This is a genomic window from Pseudomonas sp. NPDC090592 (assembly GCF_044769185.1).
Lineage (GTDB): Bacteria > Pseudomonadota > Gammaproteobacteria > Pseudomonadales > Pseudomonadaceae > Aquipseudomonas.
The window spans coordinates 115,301-130,555 of record NZ_JBIVXJ010000014.1; the positions used below are offsets into that span (position 1 = coordinate 115,301).

A 15,255-nucleotide genomic window follows, 5' to 3' on the forward strand; every position below is an offset into this window, starting at 1 on the left:
GCTCATGTCGGTTGGCTTGGCCTTACTGGGTGGCGCGCTGCACTGCTTCGGCTGCGTTACGTGCCGTGCTCTTGATGGTTTTTACCACTGTGCGCATGTCGTACGAGCAACTGATGTAGGTGTCGTTGCCATCTTCATACAGCCACAGGTCATGGTTGCCGACTTCTTTCTTGTACTGGCCGAACTGGTCCTTGGGAACGTCGGCCAGCTTGGCCACTGCCTGGATGCTTTCGCCGGTGAACGCCCCGGAGTAGGTGTCGAAGTCGCCTTCGCCATTGGAGCCGGGGTGGATTGCAAGCTTGGTGACGGCACGGCCGAAAACGTCCAGCGGGTTCGGCACGGTGTACTCGCCGTCGGACAGGTCCGAGGCCTGCACGATGGCCTTGCCGTTGGCGGCCTTGACCAGCGCCTCGAATTGTTCCGGAGACAGGTTGCGTTTGCAGGTCAGGGCCTGGGTGAGGCGTGCATTGGCTTCGGTCGGGTCGATTTTTGCGGCATATGCCGAAGTGCAGGCGAGTGAAACCAGCAGTGGCAGGGCGAATTGCAGGGCTTTCATGCGTCAGATCCTTCTGGATGACAAAATGCTATCAATTTTGGTTGTCAAAAAAATGTTTTTTAGATGGTTTGAGTGTGCGCTACGCCTTGCGCCTGGTCAAGTGCGTGCATACCGATAGCAGAGATTCAAACCTTGACGGCAAAAGGCCTCAAATTCATACTCACCATCAATATCAACATTTTTCTAACAGGTCATTTTGATAAATGACAGGATGTCGAATGTTGGCTGACACGGTGCAACGGTTGTCCTGAACCTTGCCCTACAGCTGGCCCTTACAAGGAGTTTCTGGCATGTCCTACCCGCTACCTCCGCTTGCCGTGGCGCCGGGCCTCCGGCTGGCCGGCGATCGCCGCGCGGCCCTTTGGCTGCTGTCGGTGCCATTACTGGCAGCGCTTGGCGCTTTCACCATTGCAGTGGTCGCGACCCTGATGGGTGAAATGGCCGAAGGGTCGCCGCGCTTCTATGCTGCCGCGCTGTCGTTATCAACACTGTTGCTCAGTGTCATGCTGCTACCCGCCTACTTGCTCAGCCTGGCCTGGTACGCCTGGTGGACACGTGAGGGTGACCATCGGCGACTGCGCCTTGGCCTGTGGCTGGCGCCGTTGGTGGCGCTGTTGTTCGCATGGTTTCCCGCCACGCTGGTGCCTGGGCTCCAGCCGCTTGGCCAGGATGCCATTGACCCGCTTCGCACTTACTTGCTTGCAGGCGTTCTTGCCTTGCTGCTGGGCTATGCCTGGTCGGTCATCGTTTTCGTGATCCTGCGGTATTGGAGAGAAGTATGAGCACCCTGTTTGCCACCCCACGCCGGCTGGTGCCGCTTGTGCTGGCCACGATGTCGGCAGTCCTCGCGCCAACGGCGTTCGCCGGGTTCGAGCTGGTGGAAAACCCTGCCGCGCCGGTACCCTACGTTGCGCCTGGTGCGCAAGGGCAGGGCACTGCGCAAATGCAGCAGACCATCAATGCCTTGAACACCGAGATACAGAGCTTGCGGGTTCGGCTGGCTGCGGCCGAAGCCGATGCCAGTGACAGCCGCCAGGAGCTGCTGGCAATCAGGGCACGGCAGGATCAGATCCAGTCGTCGATCAACCACATGACCTTGAACTTCGCTTTCGGTCACTCACGCTTCAGCCCCAGCGCCGAGGATGGCGACGTTCTGGTGCGCTCGGCACAAGACGCGCTGCAGGTGAAAATTGTCGGCTTTACCGACAGCGTGGGCACGGTGGCAGCGAACCGTCGGGTCGCCCTGCTCAGGGCACAGGCGGCGAAGATGTACCTGGTTCGGCGTGGCGTAGCGGCGGCGAAGATCAGTGCCGAGGGGCAGGAGGGCGACTACATCGCCGCGAATGACACTGCAGTTGGTCGCGCAGCCAACCGCCGGGTCGAGTTCGAGTTCTTCGGTCAGTATCAGGCGAACACGGCCCTGGTTCGCTAGGACAGGGGCCGTGTCGTTGGTTCAGGCCTGCAGGCGCATGTTGTCGAGGAACAGCCGCGCCTCGGCAGCGGCGGCGATGGTAGCGTCGGCAGGTGCCTCCCAGGCAACGCCGTTGTAGCGCAGGCTGTAGCTTTCTCGGCAGGCGTGAAAGCCGATATGCGCCCAATCGATGTTTTCACTGTCTGCCCACTCGCCGAGAATCTCCGACCTGGCCAGGCCCGCCGCCCGGCGCTTTTCGATCTGCCCGACCACGCTGGCGAACAGGGAGAGGTTTTCCAGGTCGATGCTGACCGAGGCGGGGCCGATGTTCAGCACCCCGCCGTCATTGCCGGCTGCGGGGTGAAATGCACAGTGAAACTGATGGGTCATGGGTACATCCTTGAAGTTTGGGCTGCAAACATACAAACACGAACGACTGCGATTTTGGACCTGTCAGCAGGTTGAAGTTCAGTCTAGTCGAGCCGTTGCGAGGGAGTGGGACCATGTATTCGTTGTATGAACTCGAGGCTTTAGTGGCGCAGGCCATCAGTGGCGATGTCCTGGCCCAGGCGGGCGGCGGCTTCGTCAGCGTGATGGCCAAGAGTGCACCCGCCATCCAGAAGGACATTCCGGCAGCCTTCGAGATGTACACGCTGCTGGAGCACTTTCTCAAGTCGCTGCCGATTCGGCATGAAACCATCCACTTCGACGCGCAAACGCTCGATCTCGAACCGGGGATCGTGGTGGATCGCTACGGGCACAAGGTGGTGGCGCTGTTGCCGATTGAGGCCGGCCAGTTCGGCGAGGTGGCCTTCTGGCTGGCCGACGCGTTGCCCAGCCGGGAGGTCAAGGCCATGCCGGGTATTCTTGCGTTGATGTTCAGTGTGGAAGCCCATGAAGATTTAAAACACTTGCTACCCGAATGGATCGCTGCTTTTTATGTCCAAGGCGTGGCAAGGCACTGTGTGCCGATCCTGGCGCTGAAGTCAGTGCTGGAGGACGAGCGTTTCGGTGGCGACTGGGTCGCGGTTGCGCTGCATCGCCTGGCCGATTTTGCCTTGCCTCAGGCCGAAGCCCAGCAAGCAGCTGGGAGCGAGGTAAAGACCACGCGCTGAACTCGGTCGACAGTATCGGGTTTGGCATTGACCAGAATCTAGCGGCGCATGTTCCGAGGACGCGCCGATCCAGGGAGATGGCGAGATGGACCATAACTGGGCTGCGCGCAAGGGCAACATGAGCCTTGACGGCGGTTACAACGGCTCTGTTCAGCAGGCCATTGCCAACCTCCATGTTGGCCGCGACCAGGGGCGCCAGGAAGGGCGGCGCGAGGGTTACCAGGAAGGCCGCCAGGAGGGCTATCAGGAAGGCCGGGGGCACGGCCGCAAGGAGGGTTTCAGAAAAGGCCGCTCCCATGGGTATACGGAGGGCTGGAATGCCGGCGTGGCGCGCGCCAACGAGAAGCTGGAGCCGCTACGTGGGTATGTTCGCCAGTATTTTGAAGAAACTGTGCAGCTCAGGGGTGAAGCTGAGCGCCTGCGCGAACTGATCCAGTTGATGCACGGACAGATGTCGCATATGGCGCAAGCGAACCGCGCCGCGGGTGCACAGGGTAGCCCCGAGGCTGGCCTGGCGGCGGAAGTTGCCGCGCTCAGAGAGGCCAACCGGTTGCTGCATGCCACCATTGAAGCGATGGAGAAGCAGTTTCAGTCCACCTTTGCCCAGTCGGGCCTGAAGACGCAGCAATACAACAGCACCTTGGTCTTCACGCATGCGGCGCAAGGCGTGCTGGAAGAGCTGGTTGACGAGCAAGCGCCCGATGCGCAATTGATACGCGAGCGTTTCGTGGCGCGTTATCAGCAGGAGGTTGAACTGAGTGTGCGCGAGGGTGACATCCAGGTAGCCCCGGAGGTGGATGAGGCGTTCGGCAAGCAGTTGCCGGAAACGCAACGGTTCATCATGGACATGCTGCAGTCGGCAGCTCCCCGGCAGGAGCCGGAAGAACCTGATCCGATGTCATGAGTGAGTGGCGTCTTCGCGGCCAGGGCCGCTCCCACAGGGACCGCGCCAGCCTGAGGCCTGCACAGTACCTGTGGGAGCGGGCGTGCCCGCGAAGAATTCAACTCGGTACATGGCACCGGCTGCGCCGGTGTTCGCGGCTGAAGCCGCTCCCACAGGGACCGCACCAGCCTGAGGCCTGCACAGTACCTGTGGGAGCGGGCGTGCCCGCGAAGAATTCAACTCGGTACATGGCACCGGCTACGCCGGTGTTCGCGGCTGAAGCCGCTCCCACAGGGACCGCACCAGCCTGAGGCCTGCACAGTACCTGTGGGAGCGGGCGTGCCCGCGAAGAATTCAACTCGGTACATGGCACCGGCTGCGCTGGTGTTCGCGGCTGAAGCCGCTCCCACAGGGACCGCGCCAAGCTGAGGCCTGCATAGTACCTCTGCGGGTTCACCCGCGAAGAAACCAACTCGGTACATGGCACCGGCTACGCCGGTGTTCGCGGGCTCGCCCGCTCCCACAGAGATTGCCCAAGCTCTCAGATTTTGAATCAGACAGTTGTTCCCGCAAAGATTGGGTATCCGGCAAAACAGTGGCTATGGATTGGGCTGTTCCGCTGCCGGGGCTGCCGGGGGCGCGTAGGGCGATTCGTGGCCAGGATTGGCCGGGTTGCCATCCGGCATGCTCGGACCACCAGCAGCCGGGTCCTCGGCAGGGACACATACCAGCGCAGTGCGTATTTGCGCTGGGTATTGTTGCGTGTCGTAGCCATAGGCAGGCGGCTGTCGCATTTCCGGTGCCTGGCAGGTGCCTTCGACCACACCCTGACGAGGGGTGGAAAAATCGCAGCGTTCACCTTCGTAACGGTTCGAGCACGAACGATAGGCCGAAACCGGCGTGATCTGCTTCGGCACCGGTACGTAAATGGTGGTGTTGCGCGGTAGCTCCTGCCATTGCTCCTCGGCCGCCGCCGGGGCTTGCTGGGCCTGGGCAGCATTTGCCAAGGCCAGCACGCTGAATGCCAGCATGAGTGAAATGGTCGGTTTCACAGGCACCTCCAGGCGTCACATGCCAGGCTCGTAGTCCGAGCCACTGCGTTGCCTCGGGGCAGGGTCGCTGTGGTCCAGGCCCGCATTCACCTGCACGCCGCGTTCTTTCATCTCGTTGATCATGTATTCGTAGCCGACCGTGAAGTGAGCCAGGTCGTAACCTGGGTCTGCCGCCTTGATCTTCGAGGTCAATTCGACAATCTCCAGCTTGACCGGGTCTGGCGTTTCGTCGGTATCCCAGTTGGTGGAGTTGGTTTCCAGCTTGTTCAGGTGGAAGGACTGGCTGAAGGCCTTGCCTTCAACCGTGATGTCCTTCGACAGCTTTTCATACAGGTTCCTGCGACCCAGGCCTTCTTCCAGCTTGGTATCGATCACCCGCAGGAAATCGAGGTGGGCCTCCGGCGTGGCGGTGATTTCTTTCCAGCTGCTGTACTCGGTCATTCCGTTCTCCTTGCTTGGATGAGGGCTGCGCCTTCATGGCTCCATTGGGGTTTGAGTCTTGCTACAGCTGCCTCACGGGGTAAAGTCATCGCCCTGAGACGGACCTGAAGGCTTGCCGCGAACCATGCTGACAATCCCTTGCACCATTTCCTTCAGGCGTTCGGCAATACGCTGCATCACATCTTTCAAGCGCTCCAGGTGCGATTGCGTTTCGCCCTCGAAGGCCGGCATGTTGCCCGCATTGTGGTGCATGTTGTCGCTGGAGTTCTCCAGCCGGTTCTTCAGCTTGTCGTAGTGCGGGTTGTCCTGGGTTTCCGGGTTCAGTAATTCTTCCTGGGCACGCCCATACTGCCGTGTCCAGCCGGTGAGGGCCTTGTCCATGGCTTTCTTGCTGCTTTGCGCGTCCGGTGACTCGCCTACGGCCTGCACGAATTTTTCGTGAAGGTCGGTGTATTCACCGTCTGGCTTCATCTTCTCGATGACTTCGGGCACGCTCAGGCCAGTCTGCTCGGCGCGGGTTTCGATCTGCTCGCGCACCTGGGGCATGTTCCCAGCGTTCCAGAAGGCAGAGTGGGCTTTCTCGTAGTTGCTGGCGGCTTTCTCGACCTGGTCTACCCGGTATTCGGAGAGACGGGGCAGAACTTGCACACGGCCGGTCATTTCCTCGGTAGCCGCGGGCTCTGGCGCAGCGTCGTGCGTTTGCTGGCTTGTCGCTTGCGCCGAAGACAGCTGCGCATCCTGGGCTTGCGCGTTCCCGCGCAGGGCAGTGGCCAAGGCACTTGCGCCCTTGCCAAGCCCCTGCATGGCAGCACCGGTGAGCGAGGCCACGCCGCCCACCAGCTGAGCCCCACCCTTGAGCAGCGCTTCGGCACCGTTGGCTTCTGGCTGCGGCGCCTGGTGATGTGGCTCCTGCTCCTCGGGTTCAGCGGGTGCAGGTGATTGCGCAGCGTCGTTGGCATTGCTGTCGAGAAGGGCTGCGTTGATGCGGCGTACTTCATCAGGGTCGAGAGATGCCCCTTTGGACTTCACCTCTGCGGCAACCTTCATGATGGCGTCAAATGTGCTTGGGTCGATGTCTGGCACAGCGCTCGGCGACGGACTGTGGCCGGCATTGTGGGCCTGCAGGGCAGCCGCATCGATCGAATGCGCGCTCCAGCGACCTGGTGCCGACTGTTCACTCCCTGCTTCGGCACTTGCCTGGTAATCCAGTTGCACGGGTTTGCCGACTGCAGGTGCTGTCTCGCGCATAGCCTGTTCGAGGCCGGCACCCCACAAGGTCTGATTACCGGCAGGTGTTTCCAGGGTTACGTAGTAACTGCCCTGATTGGCAGGGTCATTTTGATAAGGTGCTGCGCCATGATGGACCAGGATGCCTGCATAGCTCCGCCCTGGCTGGGCTGTTTGCCCGGCAGCAGAATCAGCGACGGCATGATCAGGCTTATCGAGTTCTTTGGGTTCCATCTGTGTTTACCTTTCGTGGGCGCCGCGTTATTCAATGGATCTGGAAACAGCTCCTTTCTGGGCTCGCTGCTGGGCCCCATCGGTCTGTATCCGTTGACCTGCCAATTTCTGCGACGCGTAAACGGCAAGCAATGCTTCAACTTTTTCCTTTTTGCGATAAATCGCTTCCGACAAATAATTGCCGACCCCCACTGCCCGGTTGTAGTCGACCCACAGGGCGCGGCTGGAAACATGGGTGATACTGTTGTTCCACTCGGCATCGCTGAAGCGCCGGGTGGCTTCGGTAGCCAGCATTTCCGAAACCGACATGGTGTCGTAGCCACCAATCGGCGCGCTCGGCAAGGCACCATAGCCATCAGCGTCGGACAAGTACATCGCGGGTGTCTTGCCATCCGCCTCGGCCAGCGCTGCATCGGCGTTGGCGGCTGCCACCTGGACAGGCTCAGCTGTGGAGTCTGGCGCAACCCCGCCCGAAGGTACATTACCGAAAAGGATCTGGTGCTGAGCTTTGGTGTCCTTGCCCAGGATCGGGTAATGCTCGGGGTGGCCATCCTGGATGGCGTAAGTTTGGCAGAAATAGGGTGCCGGGTCAGTCTTCCAGCCAATGTCAGCCTGCGGGGTGACCACGGCGGAAGGTAGCTGCGCCGGGTTGAATGGCCCTCGGTGGGCATTTTCCCTGAACGCCTTGGCCCTGGCCTCGTCCTTTTTCGTGGTGCCATAGGTGAAGTGCAAGTGTTTGGCCATGGTCGTGCTGGGGGTGTTGCCTGACAGCCCCAGCTGCTGCCCCGGCTTGACCGTGACGCCCTGCTTGATGCCGTTGGCGAAGCCGCTGAGGTGGTAGTAGGCGACGATATCGCCATTGGCCCGCTGGATCAGTATCGCGTTGCCCGCAGATCTTCGAGAGCCCGCGAAGGTGATCTTGCCCTCGGTGGTGGCGTATACCGGCTGCGAGGTACCGCTGGTGGAAAAGTCCAGGCCATCGTGCATGTGCGCTTTCTGGTTGGCCGAACCATGGTTGGCCGCGCCGCCGCCCCGGAACTTGCCGAAACGACCGGACACAATTTCCTTGTCGGTGGGCGATACCATACAGGTGTCGGCAATGGCGCTGTGGGCGCAAGCCAGCAAGCCAAGGCTGGCAATGCTGCGCAAGATCGTTCTGTTCATCCCTGGCGCTCCGTCACTGCACGCTTTGCTGTACGTTCTGCTTGGCGGCATCTGCCGCTGCCTGGCTGGTCTGGGCTTGCGCGCCGGCAGCTGTGACCGACATCGATACCAGCGAAGCCAGTTGGGCTTCCATGCTTTCGTACTGGCGGTACTGTTTTTCCTGGATGGCCAGGTCCAGCGCCTTGATCTTCAGGATCTCGACCAGCGCACCGCGCTCGTTCTGGGCCGACATGACCCTGGACCAATTGTCGTACTGGGCGGTGTTGCCCGAATAGCGCTTGACCTCGGTGCGGAAATGCACGGCCAGCGGCAGGTCGGTACCTGTCTCTTTGCCTTGCACGCCGGAATAGTCCAGCTGGATCGCCTTGAGGCTGGCAAGTGCCGGCGAAACCAGCGCATCCTTGCGGGCCTTGGACAGCGCGTAGTCCGCGGTGGCGGCGGATTTGCCCGCCGATGCCGGCACCGGGCCGTCCGGCAGGCCGGCAACGTTGTTCACGAAGCCGACTTTCGCCTGGTACAGCGGCTCGGTTTCCATGGCGGGTTCGAACAAGGTGGCCACGGTCAGGTCGGCGCCTGGCAGAGCACCGACCGACTCGCACATGCCTGAATCTGCCTGATCCTGGGTGCAGAACGGCTTGCGTGCTTCCACCAGTGCTGCCTGTGCACTGATGGGCTCGGCATAGGTGCCGGGGGCGGCGACGATCTCGGACTTGACCCGCTGGCGAACCTCGGTGCCCATGTCGGCATCACGGGCGCTGATCAGCGTTCGCGTTGCGTAGACCGAGCACGGCGAGAAGCCCTGGCCAAATTCGCCGCCATAGTCGAAGCGAGACTGCTTGACCCGTTGGGTCTGGGCCAGCACCTTGAGCCCTGTGGCCGTTTGCTGCGCAGCATTGTGCCCTGCCTCCGCGACCTGGTTTGCGGCCAGGGCTTTCTGCTTGGTCAGGATCGCGATGGCCGAGGTCAGGCGCTGGCTCTCGGTCTCAAGCAGGGCCGACAGCGAAGCATCCACGCCCGACACCAGGCCGTTGAGCGTCTGGGTAGCAGCAGTGAACGCCGGGGCTACGGTATTTTCCTGATACTGGGGTGGGCAATAGGCCCAAGCCAGCGTGGAGGTCAGAACCAGCGACGCCCCGAGCGCAACCTTCCATTTGCGCGCTTCACGCGCTTCGTCGAAATCCTTTTTCATAGGCACCTCACTGTACCGACTGCGCTGCTGTTTCAGACAATACCTTCTGGTAGCGCGCTTCCAGTGGGGCGCCAAGGACGTCCGAGGAGGCGACCACCAGCGTTGCCAGGTTGGCCAGCAGGCGCTGGTTCTGCTCGTACTGCTGCTGATGAATCCAGACTTCGAGGCCACCCATCTTGGCCGCCTCAACCAGCAGCCCGCGCTGGGTCTGGCGCGCAAGGCTGCCCGACCACTGCTCCGCTTCCTTGCCGCCGAAGTACTGGTTCACGCGCAGCTTGAGCACCTCATTGGGTGATTTGCCGCCGAACTCCTTGCTACGGGTGTTGGCTGCGTTGATCATCGACAGGCTGTAGGCCGGTACCGACAGCATCGAATCCTTGCGGTTTTTGTGCACCATGTAGGTTTCACCGGCTGGCGTCGCGCCGGCGGCCTTGGCCAGGGCTTCATCAGGCGGGCCGATCACGTGCTGGATATAGGCAGTGCGTGCTTCGGTGGTCAGCGAGTCAGCGTCTGCGGCTTCGAACAGCAGGGCGGCGTTGGTATCGCCACCGGGCAGCGTACTGAGCGTGCACAGGCCTGCGTCTGCCTCTGCGGTGGTGCAGAACTTGCTGCGGTGCTCTTGCAGGCGTTGCTGCATTGCCTTGCCTGTCGAGGGAACCAGGCGGCCTGGAGAGGCGTCCAGTTCACCGACTGCGGCCTTGGCCTTGGCTGCCATGCTGGTAAAGGCAATGTCCATCGACTTGTTCTTCACCACCGTGCCGCAAGGGTCGAAACCTTGGCCGGTCGCTGCGTTGAAGTCGAGGTAAGCCTTGGCCACGGCCGAGTTCTGCTGTTGTGCGCGAATCGCGTTGACCAGCTGCTCGGAGGTTTGCCGGCTGTTGTCCGCCACCACGTTCGCCGACAGTGCCTCCTGTTTGGTGGCGACGGCCACGGCCGCGATGATCTGTTCGAACTTGATGGTCATCTGGTTACCGAAGGTCGTGCCGAAGGTGGTGATGTTGGTGCCCACGGATCCTGTCAGCAATTCGATCTGCGCCACCGTCCACATCTCGGCGGGGCCGAAACCGTACAGTGCACCGTAGGAAACACCTGAGAGCATTGTCGAACCCACGACGATGCTGGCGAGCTTGAGCCGAAAATTCATATCACTGCCCTGTGAGCATTGGCACGCGACGGTCCGTCACCTGCCCTACGAGAGAGTTGGCAGCCATCGCGGTCATCGCCGAGGCGGCGAGTTGCTGCGACTGGGCGGCATTGCAGGCGACCGTGGTGCAGTCGATATGTGCCTCTGCACGTTGATCGGTGATCATCGCGGTGTAGGCATACGCTGCCGTCTCGCCCTCGGGGGCGAGGGTCATTTCGCTGAAAGGCCCGGCGTAGTCGACATCCCAGCCTTGCATGCCGTTCGCGTTAAGCGTGCACATGCCCTGCCTGGCCTCGGACACGCTGCAATAGCTGTCACGGTGCATTTCCAGGGTCTCCTGGTCGGCCGCTGCCTTGGAGCCGACACGCCGGGAGGAGTAGGTCGCCATCAGGCGCGCTGCGTCCTTGTCGCGCTGGGATACTGCCTCGACCATCAGCTTGCCCTGCTGCTGGGCGATGCACTTGATGGTGACCGGTTGCCCGACGGCAGAGTCGAACGAGGTCACAGCGGCCATCGCCCGGTCGGACATGTTGATGGCACCGACTGCGTTGGCAAGCTGCTTTTTCGAATCGTTGTCCATTTGCGAGACCACGTTGGCTGACAGCGCGGTCTGCTTGACGGTCACCGACCAGGCACTCATTTCGCTCTGCATGGTGCTGATGAACGTCAGCACCGAAGCCCAGGTCAGTGCCTGGGCAGGAAGCGCCGTAGCGCCCAGGCCAAGGCCGACGGCCAGCACTGCCGCGACTTTCTTCATCGCCAGCCCCCTTTAGTTGAACAGGCCGGCAGCCGAGCCGGACGACCCGCTGCTGGTGCTGGACGAGGATCCGCTGGTGCTGCCCGAAGTCGTCGAAGACGAGCTGCTTGGCGCAGGCGCCACCGTGCTGGTTGCCGCCGCGCTGCTAGTGGTGGTGCCAGTGCCAGTACCGGCACCACCGCCGAAGTCGGTTTGCACGTAGTTGAACGGGTTGACGTCTACCGTGTAGGTGGCCTCGTAGCCGGCAGGGGTGCTGTGGTAGCTACTGCCCAGTTCCGGGTCGATCGTGTTCATGCCTTTGGTGACCAGGCCGTTGGTCAAGCCGTTGAGGTCAGCCAGTGATGTGCCGCTGCTGACCTTGCCGATCGCCTGGTTGATGGGAGTGGTAACCATCGAGGAAACCTGCTGGATTGCCGTACAGACCTTTTTCTGCGCGTACTTCAATACCGCTTCCTGGGCCGCTGCGAAAATGGAGCCCAGGCTCGGGATGGAGCCGGAAAGGTCGAACAGGCTGCCCAGGCCACCGAAGCAGTCCGCGGTGGCACTGAACAGCGACTCGACATTGGGGGTTGCCGCTGCCAGTTCGGTGTGGATTTTCAGGGCGTCGCCGATGGAGGCACCAATCGTTCCTTCCTTGGTGCCTGCAGCGCAATCTTCGGCATCGGCCTTGATGGCGTCGGCCACTACCGAGCTCTGCTCCGAGAGCAACGTACTGGACGTGGAGCCCAGGCTGCTGGTGGCGGCGAATGCCGGCCCGGCCAGCAACAGCCAGGCACCCAGCACACCACCCATCACCGCGCGCTTGCCCACAGATTTGCCTATCGCCACCGTGACAGGGTTCAGTCGTCCGTCATACATCTGCGTAACTCTCCATGATCTGTGATATCTCGCGCAGCCGCTCTGCAGAGAAAATCTCGCTGAGCAGGTGAGCTTTGCTGAAGGCATCCAGCCGGCGGCGAAATGCAGCGAGGTCCCCAGGCTGCGACAGGTCGCCAGCTAGCAGCGGCGCCAGCGCCGCGTTGAACGCATCGTTGTGTTGCGCGGCATACCGGGCCAGGTACATGCAACGCGAAGAGGTGAGGTGGGCCAGCAGCTCAGCAAAGGCCTGCGGAACCTGGTGCAGGACGCGTGCGTAGGTTTCGACGAACGACTGAAGCTCCTGCATCAGTAGCTGGATTTCGAACTGCTGCGCTGGGGCATCCTCATCGAAGTCCACTGCCCAGCGGTCCAGGCGGTCCATGCTCACCAGAAACTTCACCATCTGGGCATTGCGCGACGACTTGGCGAAGTGGCCAAGAACGCCATGTGCCGTGAGGTCCAGCTGGTCGATGGGCGGTATGTGCGTACCGGAGGTTGTGTGTTCGTCCATTCCCTGCACTCGGTTAAAGCATACTGAAATACGCTAAAATGCATCCTGTTTCTTATTCTCTATCAAAAATCTTGGCGTATCAACTTTTTGACATGCTGATTGAGAGAAAAGCCAAGGGCAATTGGCCATCATTTTCGAGTGATTGCGGGGGGGGGGCGGCGCATTCGTTTGATCAGTGAAGGGGGCAAAGGCAGTTCGCGAAGCGCTACCAGTAGCAAGTGAAAAATAAATGAGGTGTTTTCTCATTCTCGTTCGGCTTGTAGGTAAGGCCGGATTACAGGCCGCCCCGCCGACCCCCTACACGGAGCGAGAGAATGAGTTTTACCCCGGTTCCACAGCGCCACCCATTGAACCGTGCCCTGCACGCCGCACTCTTTGGTCTGGTTGTCAGCGCCTACGCCTTGCCGTCGCTGGCGCAGCCTTCGAGCGCTGACCACAGCAGCCCGCTCAAGCAGTGGAACATTCCTGCCGGCCCGCTTGCGCCGGCCCTCGACCGCTTTGCGCGGGAGGCGGGGATCAGCCTTTCTTTCGATGCGCAGAACGTGGCCAGCCGCAATACCCAAGGGGTGCAGGGCGCGCTGGATACCCAGTCGGCATTGTCGTCGTTGCTGCAAGGGACCGAGTTGCAGCTTGAGCAGCAGGGCCCTGCTGCTTACCTGGTAGTGCCGCAGCCAAAGCCTGCCGGCCCGCTGGAACTGGGCGCGACCGAGGACTACCGCCTGGCGCCGGTCATCATCAACGCCAAGGTCAAGGCCAGTGCCGATGACGACACCAACTCGGTGGTTGCCAAGGAGCTGTGGGTCGGCGGCAAGGTGGCGACCAGCATCCTCAATACGCCAGCTTCCGTGTCGGTGGTGACCAACAAGGAAATGCAGCAGCGCAGTGTCAGCACCACGGAAGAGGCGCTGCTGTACACGCCGGGCGTGGTCAGCGACTTCTACGGCTCGGACGACCGCAACGACTACTTCCAGATCCGCGGCTTTCAGGCCACCACCTACCGTGATGGCCTGACCTTGAGCTCGATGCGCGGTGTGCGCGAAGATCCGTTTGCCTATGAGCGTATCGAAATTTTGCGCGGTGCCAACTCCACGCTGTTCGGCCCGGCAGACCCGGGCGGCTCGGTGAACTTCGTGACCAAGCAGCCGCGCTTCGAAAAGTTCGGGCAAGGCTATGTGACCTATGGCTCCTATGATCACGCCGAGACCGGTATCGATGTAGGCGATGCCTTGAACGATGAGCAAACCCTGGCTGGCCGATTCACTGCCAAGATGCAGAACAGCGACCGCGAGTACGACCACTCGCAGGACGACAACCGCTTCGTCATGGGCGGCCTGACCTGGGCACCTACCGACTTCACCTCGGCTACGGTGATCCTCGACTACCTGAAGACCAACAGCTCGCCGAACAGTGGTGGCTACCCACTGGACAAGGAATACGACCGCAGCGATTTCTTTGGTGAGCCCAGCTACAACTTCCACGATGTGGAGCGCACCAGCCTCAGCGGCAACATCACCCACGACTTCGACAACGGCTTCACGCTGCGCAGCAACCTGCGCTACAGCGAGCTGAGCGATGATTTTGGCTATGTCTACCTGAGTGACCGCGCTTCGCGTATTGGCACCGTCATCCCTCGCTACGTGTTCGGCACCGACAGCGATGCCGACCAGCTCAACGGCAACCTGATGTTGCAGTACGATGCGCAGTTCGAGCACATCGACAGCAGCACCTTGGTGGGTGTGGAATACCTCGACTCAAGCACCAAGCAAAGCTCGGTCTACAGCCTTGCGCCGTCTATCGACATCGCCAACCCGGTATTCACCGGCGTTCCGGGCGGCGTCACGCCCTATACCCGCAAGAAGAACGACGCCACCACCAAGGCTGTGTTCCTGCAGCAGAACCTGTCTTTCTATGACCGTGTGATTGCGACGGCGGGTGTGCGTAACGACTCCATGGACCTGTCCAGCACCGAATACGTCGGTGGCGTGAACAAGCAGAGCGACAACTTCTCTGAAACCTCGTACCGCGGTGCGCTGACCTACATCGTCAACGATGAAGTCTCCACCTACGTCAGCATGGTGGAGTCGGTTTCGCCTCCGCAGGTTGGCGTAACCCCGCAGACCGGCAGGCAGTACGAAGTGGGGGTCAAGTACTCGCCACTGGGCATGGATGCGTTGTTCTCTGCTGCCGTTTATGACTTGACCCAGGAAAACGTCACAATCGCCGTGGTGTTGCCGAGCGGGATCATCGAGCAGCAGACGGTGGGTGAGTCCCATGCACGTGGCCTGGACCTTGAGGCCAAGGCGCAGGTCACGCAAAACATTAGCCTGATCGGTGCTTATTCCTACATGGAGACCGAGGTGCTGCGAGGCTCGCTGTATGACGGCTCTTCGCTCAAGGGCAAGGAATTCACCGTCGCGCCCAAGCATACGGCTTCGCTGTGGAGCTACTACGACATTCCGGATACTGACGTAAGCGTTGGCCTGGGTGCGCGGTATGTAGGGGGCTACTACATGGATGCTGCCAACACCAAGAAAAGCGACGGCACCACGCTGTTTGACGCGGCGCTGAACTACAAGATTGCCAAGGGCACCGACCTTGCGCTGAATGTCAGCAACCTGTTTGACGAGCAGCATGTGGTGGGGTCGGGGACGGCGAACTATTACAACCCGGGGCGTGAGGTTACGGCCAAGGTCAGCTACAGCTGGTAAGGCAG

The 15,255-nt window shown here is 61.2% G+C and carries 16 protein-coding genes; 5 read left to right on the plus strand and 11 right to left on the minus strand.

Features of this window, described 5'->3' with window-relative positions; all coding sequences use genetic code 11:
• Positions 1-22: 22 nt before the first annotated feature.
• Entirely contained in the window at positions 23-556 is a 534-nt protein-coding gene (locus ACIQUI_RS14910; protein WP_403199793.1) for a hypothetical protein, read from the minus strand.
• Between the two features lie 290 nt (positions 557-846).
• Here ACIQUI_RS14910 and ACIQUI_RS14915 point away from each other — a divergent pair, with 290 nt between their 5' ends.
• Both ACIQUI_RS14915 and ACIQUI_RS14920 read left to right on the plus strand, forming a co-directional pair.
• On the plus strand, positions 847-1,338 hold the full coding sequence (locus ACIQUI_RS14915; RefSeq protein WP_403199794.1) for a hypothetical protein: 492 nt from the start codon (positions 847-849) through the stop codon (positions 1,336-1,338).
• Positions 1,335-1,988 (plus strand): OmpA family protein, encoded by a 654-nt coding sequence (locus tag ACIQUI_RS14920; protein ID WP_403199797.1) that lies wholly within the window; start codon positions 1,335-1,337, stop codon positions 1,986-1,988. Before ACIQUI_RS14915 ends, ACIQUI_RS14920 begins: the two co-directional genes overlap by 4 nt.
• A 21-nt stretch (positions 1,989-2,009) precedes the next feature.
• On the opposite strand, the gene ACIQUI_RS14925 is transcribed toward ACIQUI_RS14920, so the two are convergent.
• Complete coding sequence (locus tag ACIQUI_RS14925; protein ID WP_403199800.1) at positions 2,010-2,357, minus strand: hypothetical protein; 348 nt, start codon at positions 2,355-2,357, stop codon at positions 2,010-2,012.
• Between the two features lie 113 nt (positions 2,358-2,470).
• Here ACIQUI_RS14925 and ACIQUI_RS14930 point away from each other — a divergent pair, with 113 nt between their 5' ends.
• Positions 2,471-3,082: a hypothetical protein gene (locus tag ACIQUI_RS14930; protein WP_403199803.1), complete on the plus strand. Its 612-nt coding sequence runs from the start codon at positions 2,471-2,473 to the stop codon at positions 3,080-3,082.
• Between the two features lie 85 nt (positions 3,083-3,167).
• Positions 3,168-3,986, plus strand: coding sequence for a hypothetical protein (locus tag ACIQUI_RS14935; RefSeq protein ID WP_403199806.1), 819 nt, complete (start codon positions 3,168-3,170; stop codon positions 3,984-3,986).
• A gap of 578 nt (positions 3,987-4,564) precedes the next feature.
• On the opposite strand, the gene ACIQUI_RS14940 is transcribed toward ACIQUI_RS14935, so the two are convergent.
• The 9 genes from ACIQUI_RS14940 to ACIQUI_RS14980 all read right to left on the minus strand — a co-directional run bounded on the left by ACIQUI_RS14940 (position 4,565) and on the right by ACIQUI_RS14980 (position 12,542).
• Positions 4,565-5,017 carry a hypothetical protein gene (locus ACIQUI_RS14940; RefSeq protein WP_403199809.1) on the minus strand — a complete coding sequence of 151 codons (453 nt, stop codon included), beginning with the start codon at positions 5,015-5,017 and terminating at the stop codon, positions 4,565-4,567.
• 15 nt (positions 5,018-5,032) lie between these two features.
• On the minus strand, positions 5,033-5,458 hold the full coding sequence (locus ACIQUI_RS14945; protein WP_403199812.1) for a hypothetical protein: 426 nt from the start codon (positions 5,456-5,458) through the stop codon (positions 5,033-5,035).
• 72 nt (positions 5,459-5,530) lie between these two features.
• Complete coding sequence (locus tag ACIQUI_RS14950) at positions 5,531-6,919, minus strand: hypothetical protein (RefSeq protein WP_403199815.1); 1,389 nt, start codon at positions 6,917-6,919, stop codon at positions 5,531-5,533.
• 27 nt (positions 6,920-6,946) lie between these two features.
• Positions 6,947-8,083, minus strand: coding sequence for a M23 family metallopeptidase (locus ACIQUI_RS14955; protein ID WP_403199818.1), 1,137 nt, complete (start codon positions 8,081-8,083; stop codon positions 6,947-6,949).
• Positions 8,084-8,096: 13 nt separating this feature from the next.
• Positions 8,097-9,272, minus strand: a complete 1,176-nt coding sequence (locus ACIQUI_RS14960) for a hypothetical protein (protein WP_403199821.1) — start codon at positions 9,270-9,272, stop codon at positions 8,097-8,099.
• 7 nt (positions 9,273-9,279) lie between these two features.
• Positions 9,280-10,416 carry a hypothetical protein gene (locus tag ACIQUI_RS14965; RefSeq protein ID WP_403199824.1) on the minus strand — a complete coding sequence of 379 codons (1,137 nt, stop codon included), beginning with the start codon at positions 10,414-10,416 and terminating at the stop codon, positions 9,280-9,282.
• A gap of 1 nt (position 10,417) precedes the next feature.
• Positions 10,418-11,173, minus strand: coding sequence for a hypothetical protein (locus tag ACIQUI_RS14970; protein ID WP_403199827.1), 756 nt, complete (start codon positions 11,171-11,173; stop codon positions 10,418-10,420).
• A 12-nt stretch (positions 11,174-11,185) separates the two neighbouring features.
• On the minus strand, positions 11,186-12,031 hold the full coding sequence (locus ACIQUI_RS14975) for a hypothetical protein (RefSeq protein WP_403199829.1): 846 nt from the start codon (positions 12,029-12,031) through the stop codon (positions 11,186-11,188).
• Positions 12,024-12,542 carry a type IV secretion protein IcmW gene (locus ACIQUI_RS14980; RefSeq protein ID WP_403199832.1) on the minus strand — a complete coding sequence of 173 codons (519 nt, stop codon included), beginning with the start codon at positions 12,540-12,542 and terminating at the stop codon, positions 12,024-12,026. Before ACIQUI_RS14980 ends, ACIQUI_RS14975 begins: the two co-directional genes overlap by 8 nt.
• Positions 12,543-12,856: 314 nt before the next feature.
• Between ACIQUI_RS14980 and ACIQUI_RS14985 the strand changes: the two genes are divergently transcribed.
• Positions 12,857-15,250 carry a TonB-dependent siderophore receptor gene (locus ACIQUI_RS14985; protein ID WP_403199835.1) on the plus strand — a complete coding sequence of 798 codons (2,394 nt, stop codon included), beginning with the start codon at positions 12,857-12,859 and terminating at the stop codon, positions 15,248-15,250.
• Positions 15,251-15,255 lie beyond the last annotated feature (5 nt).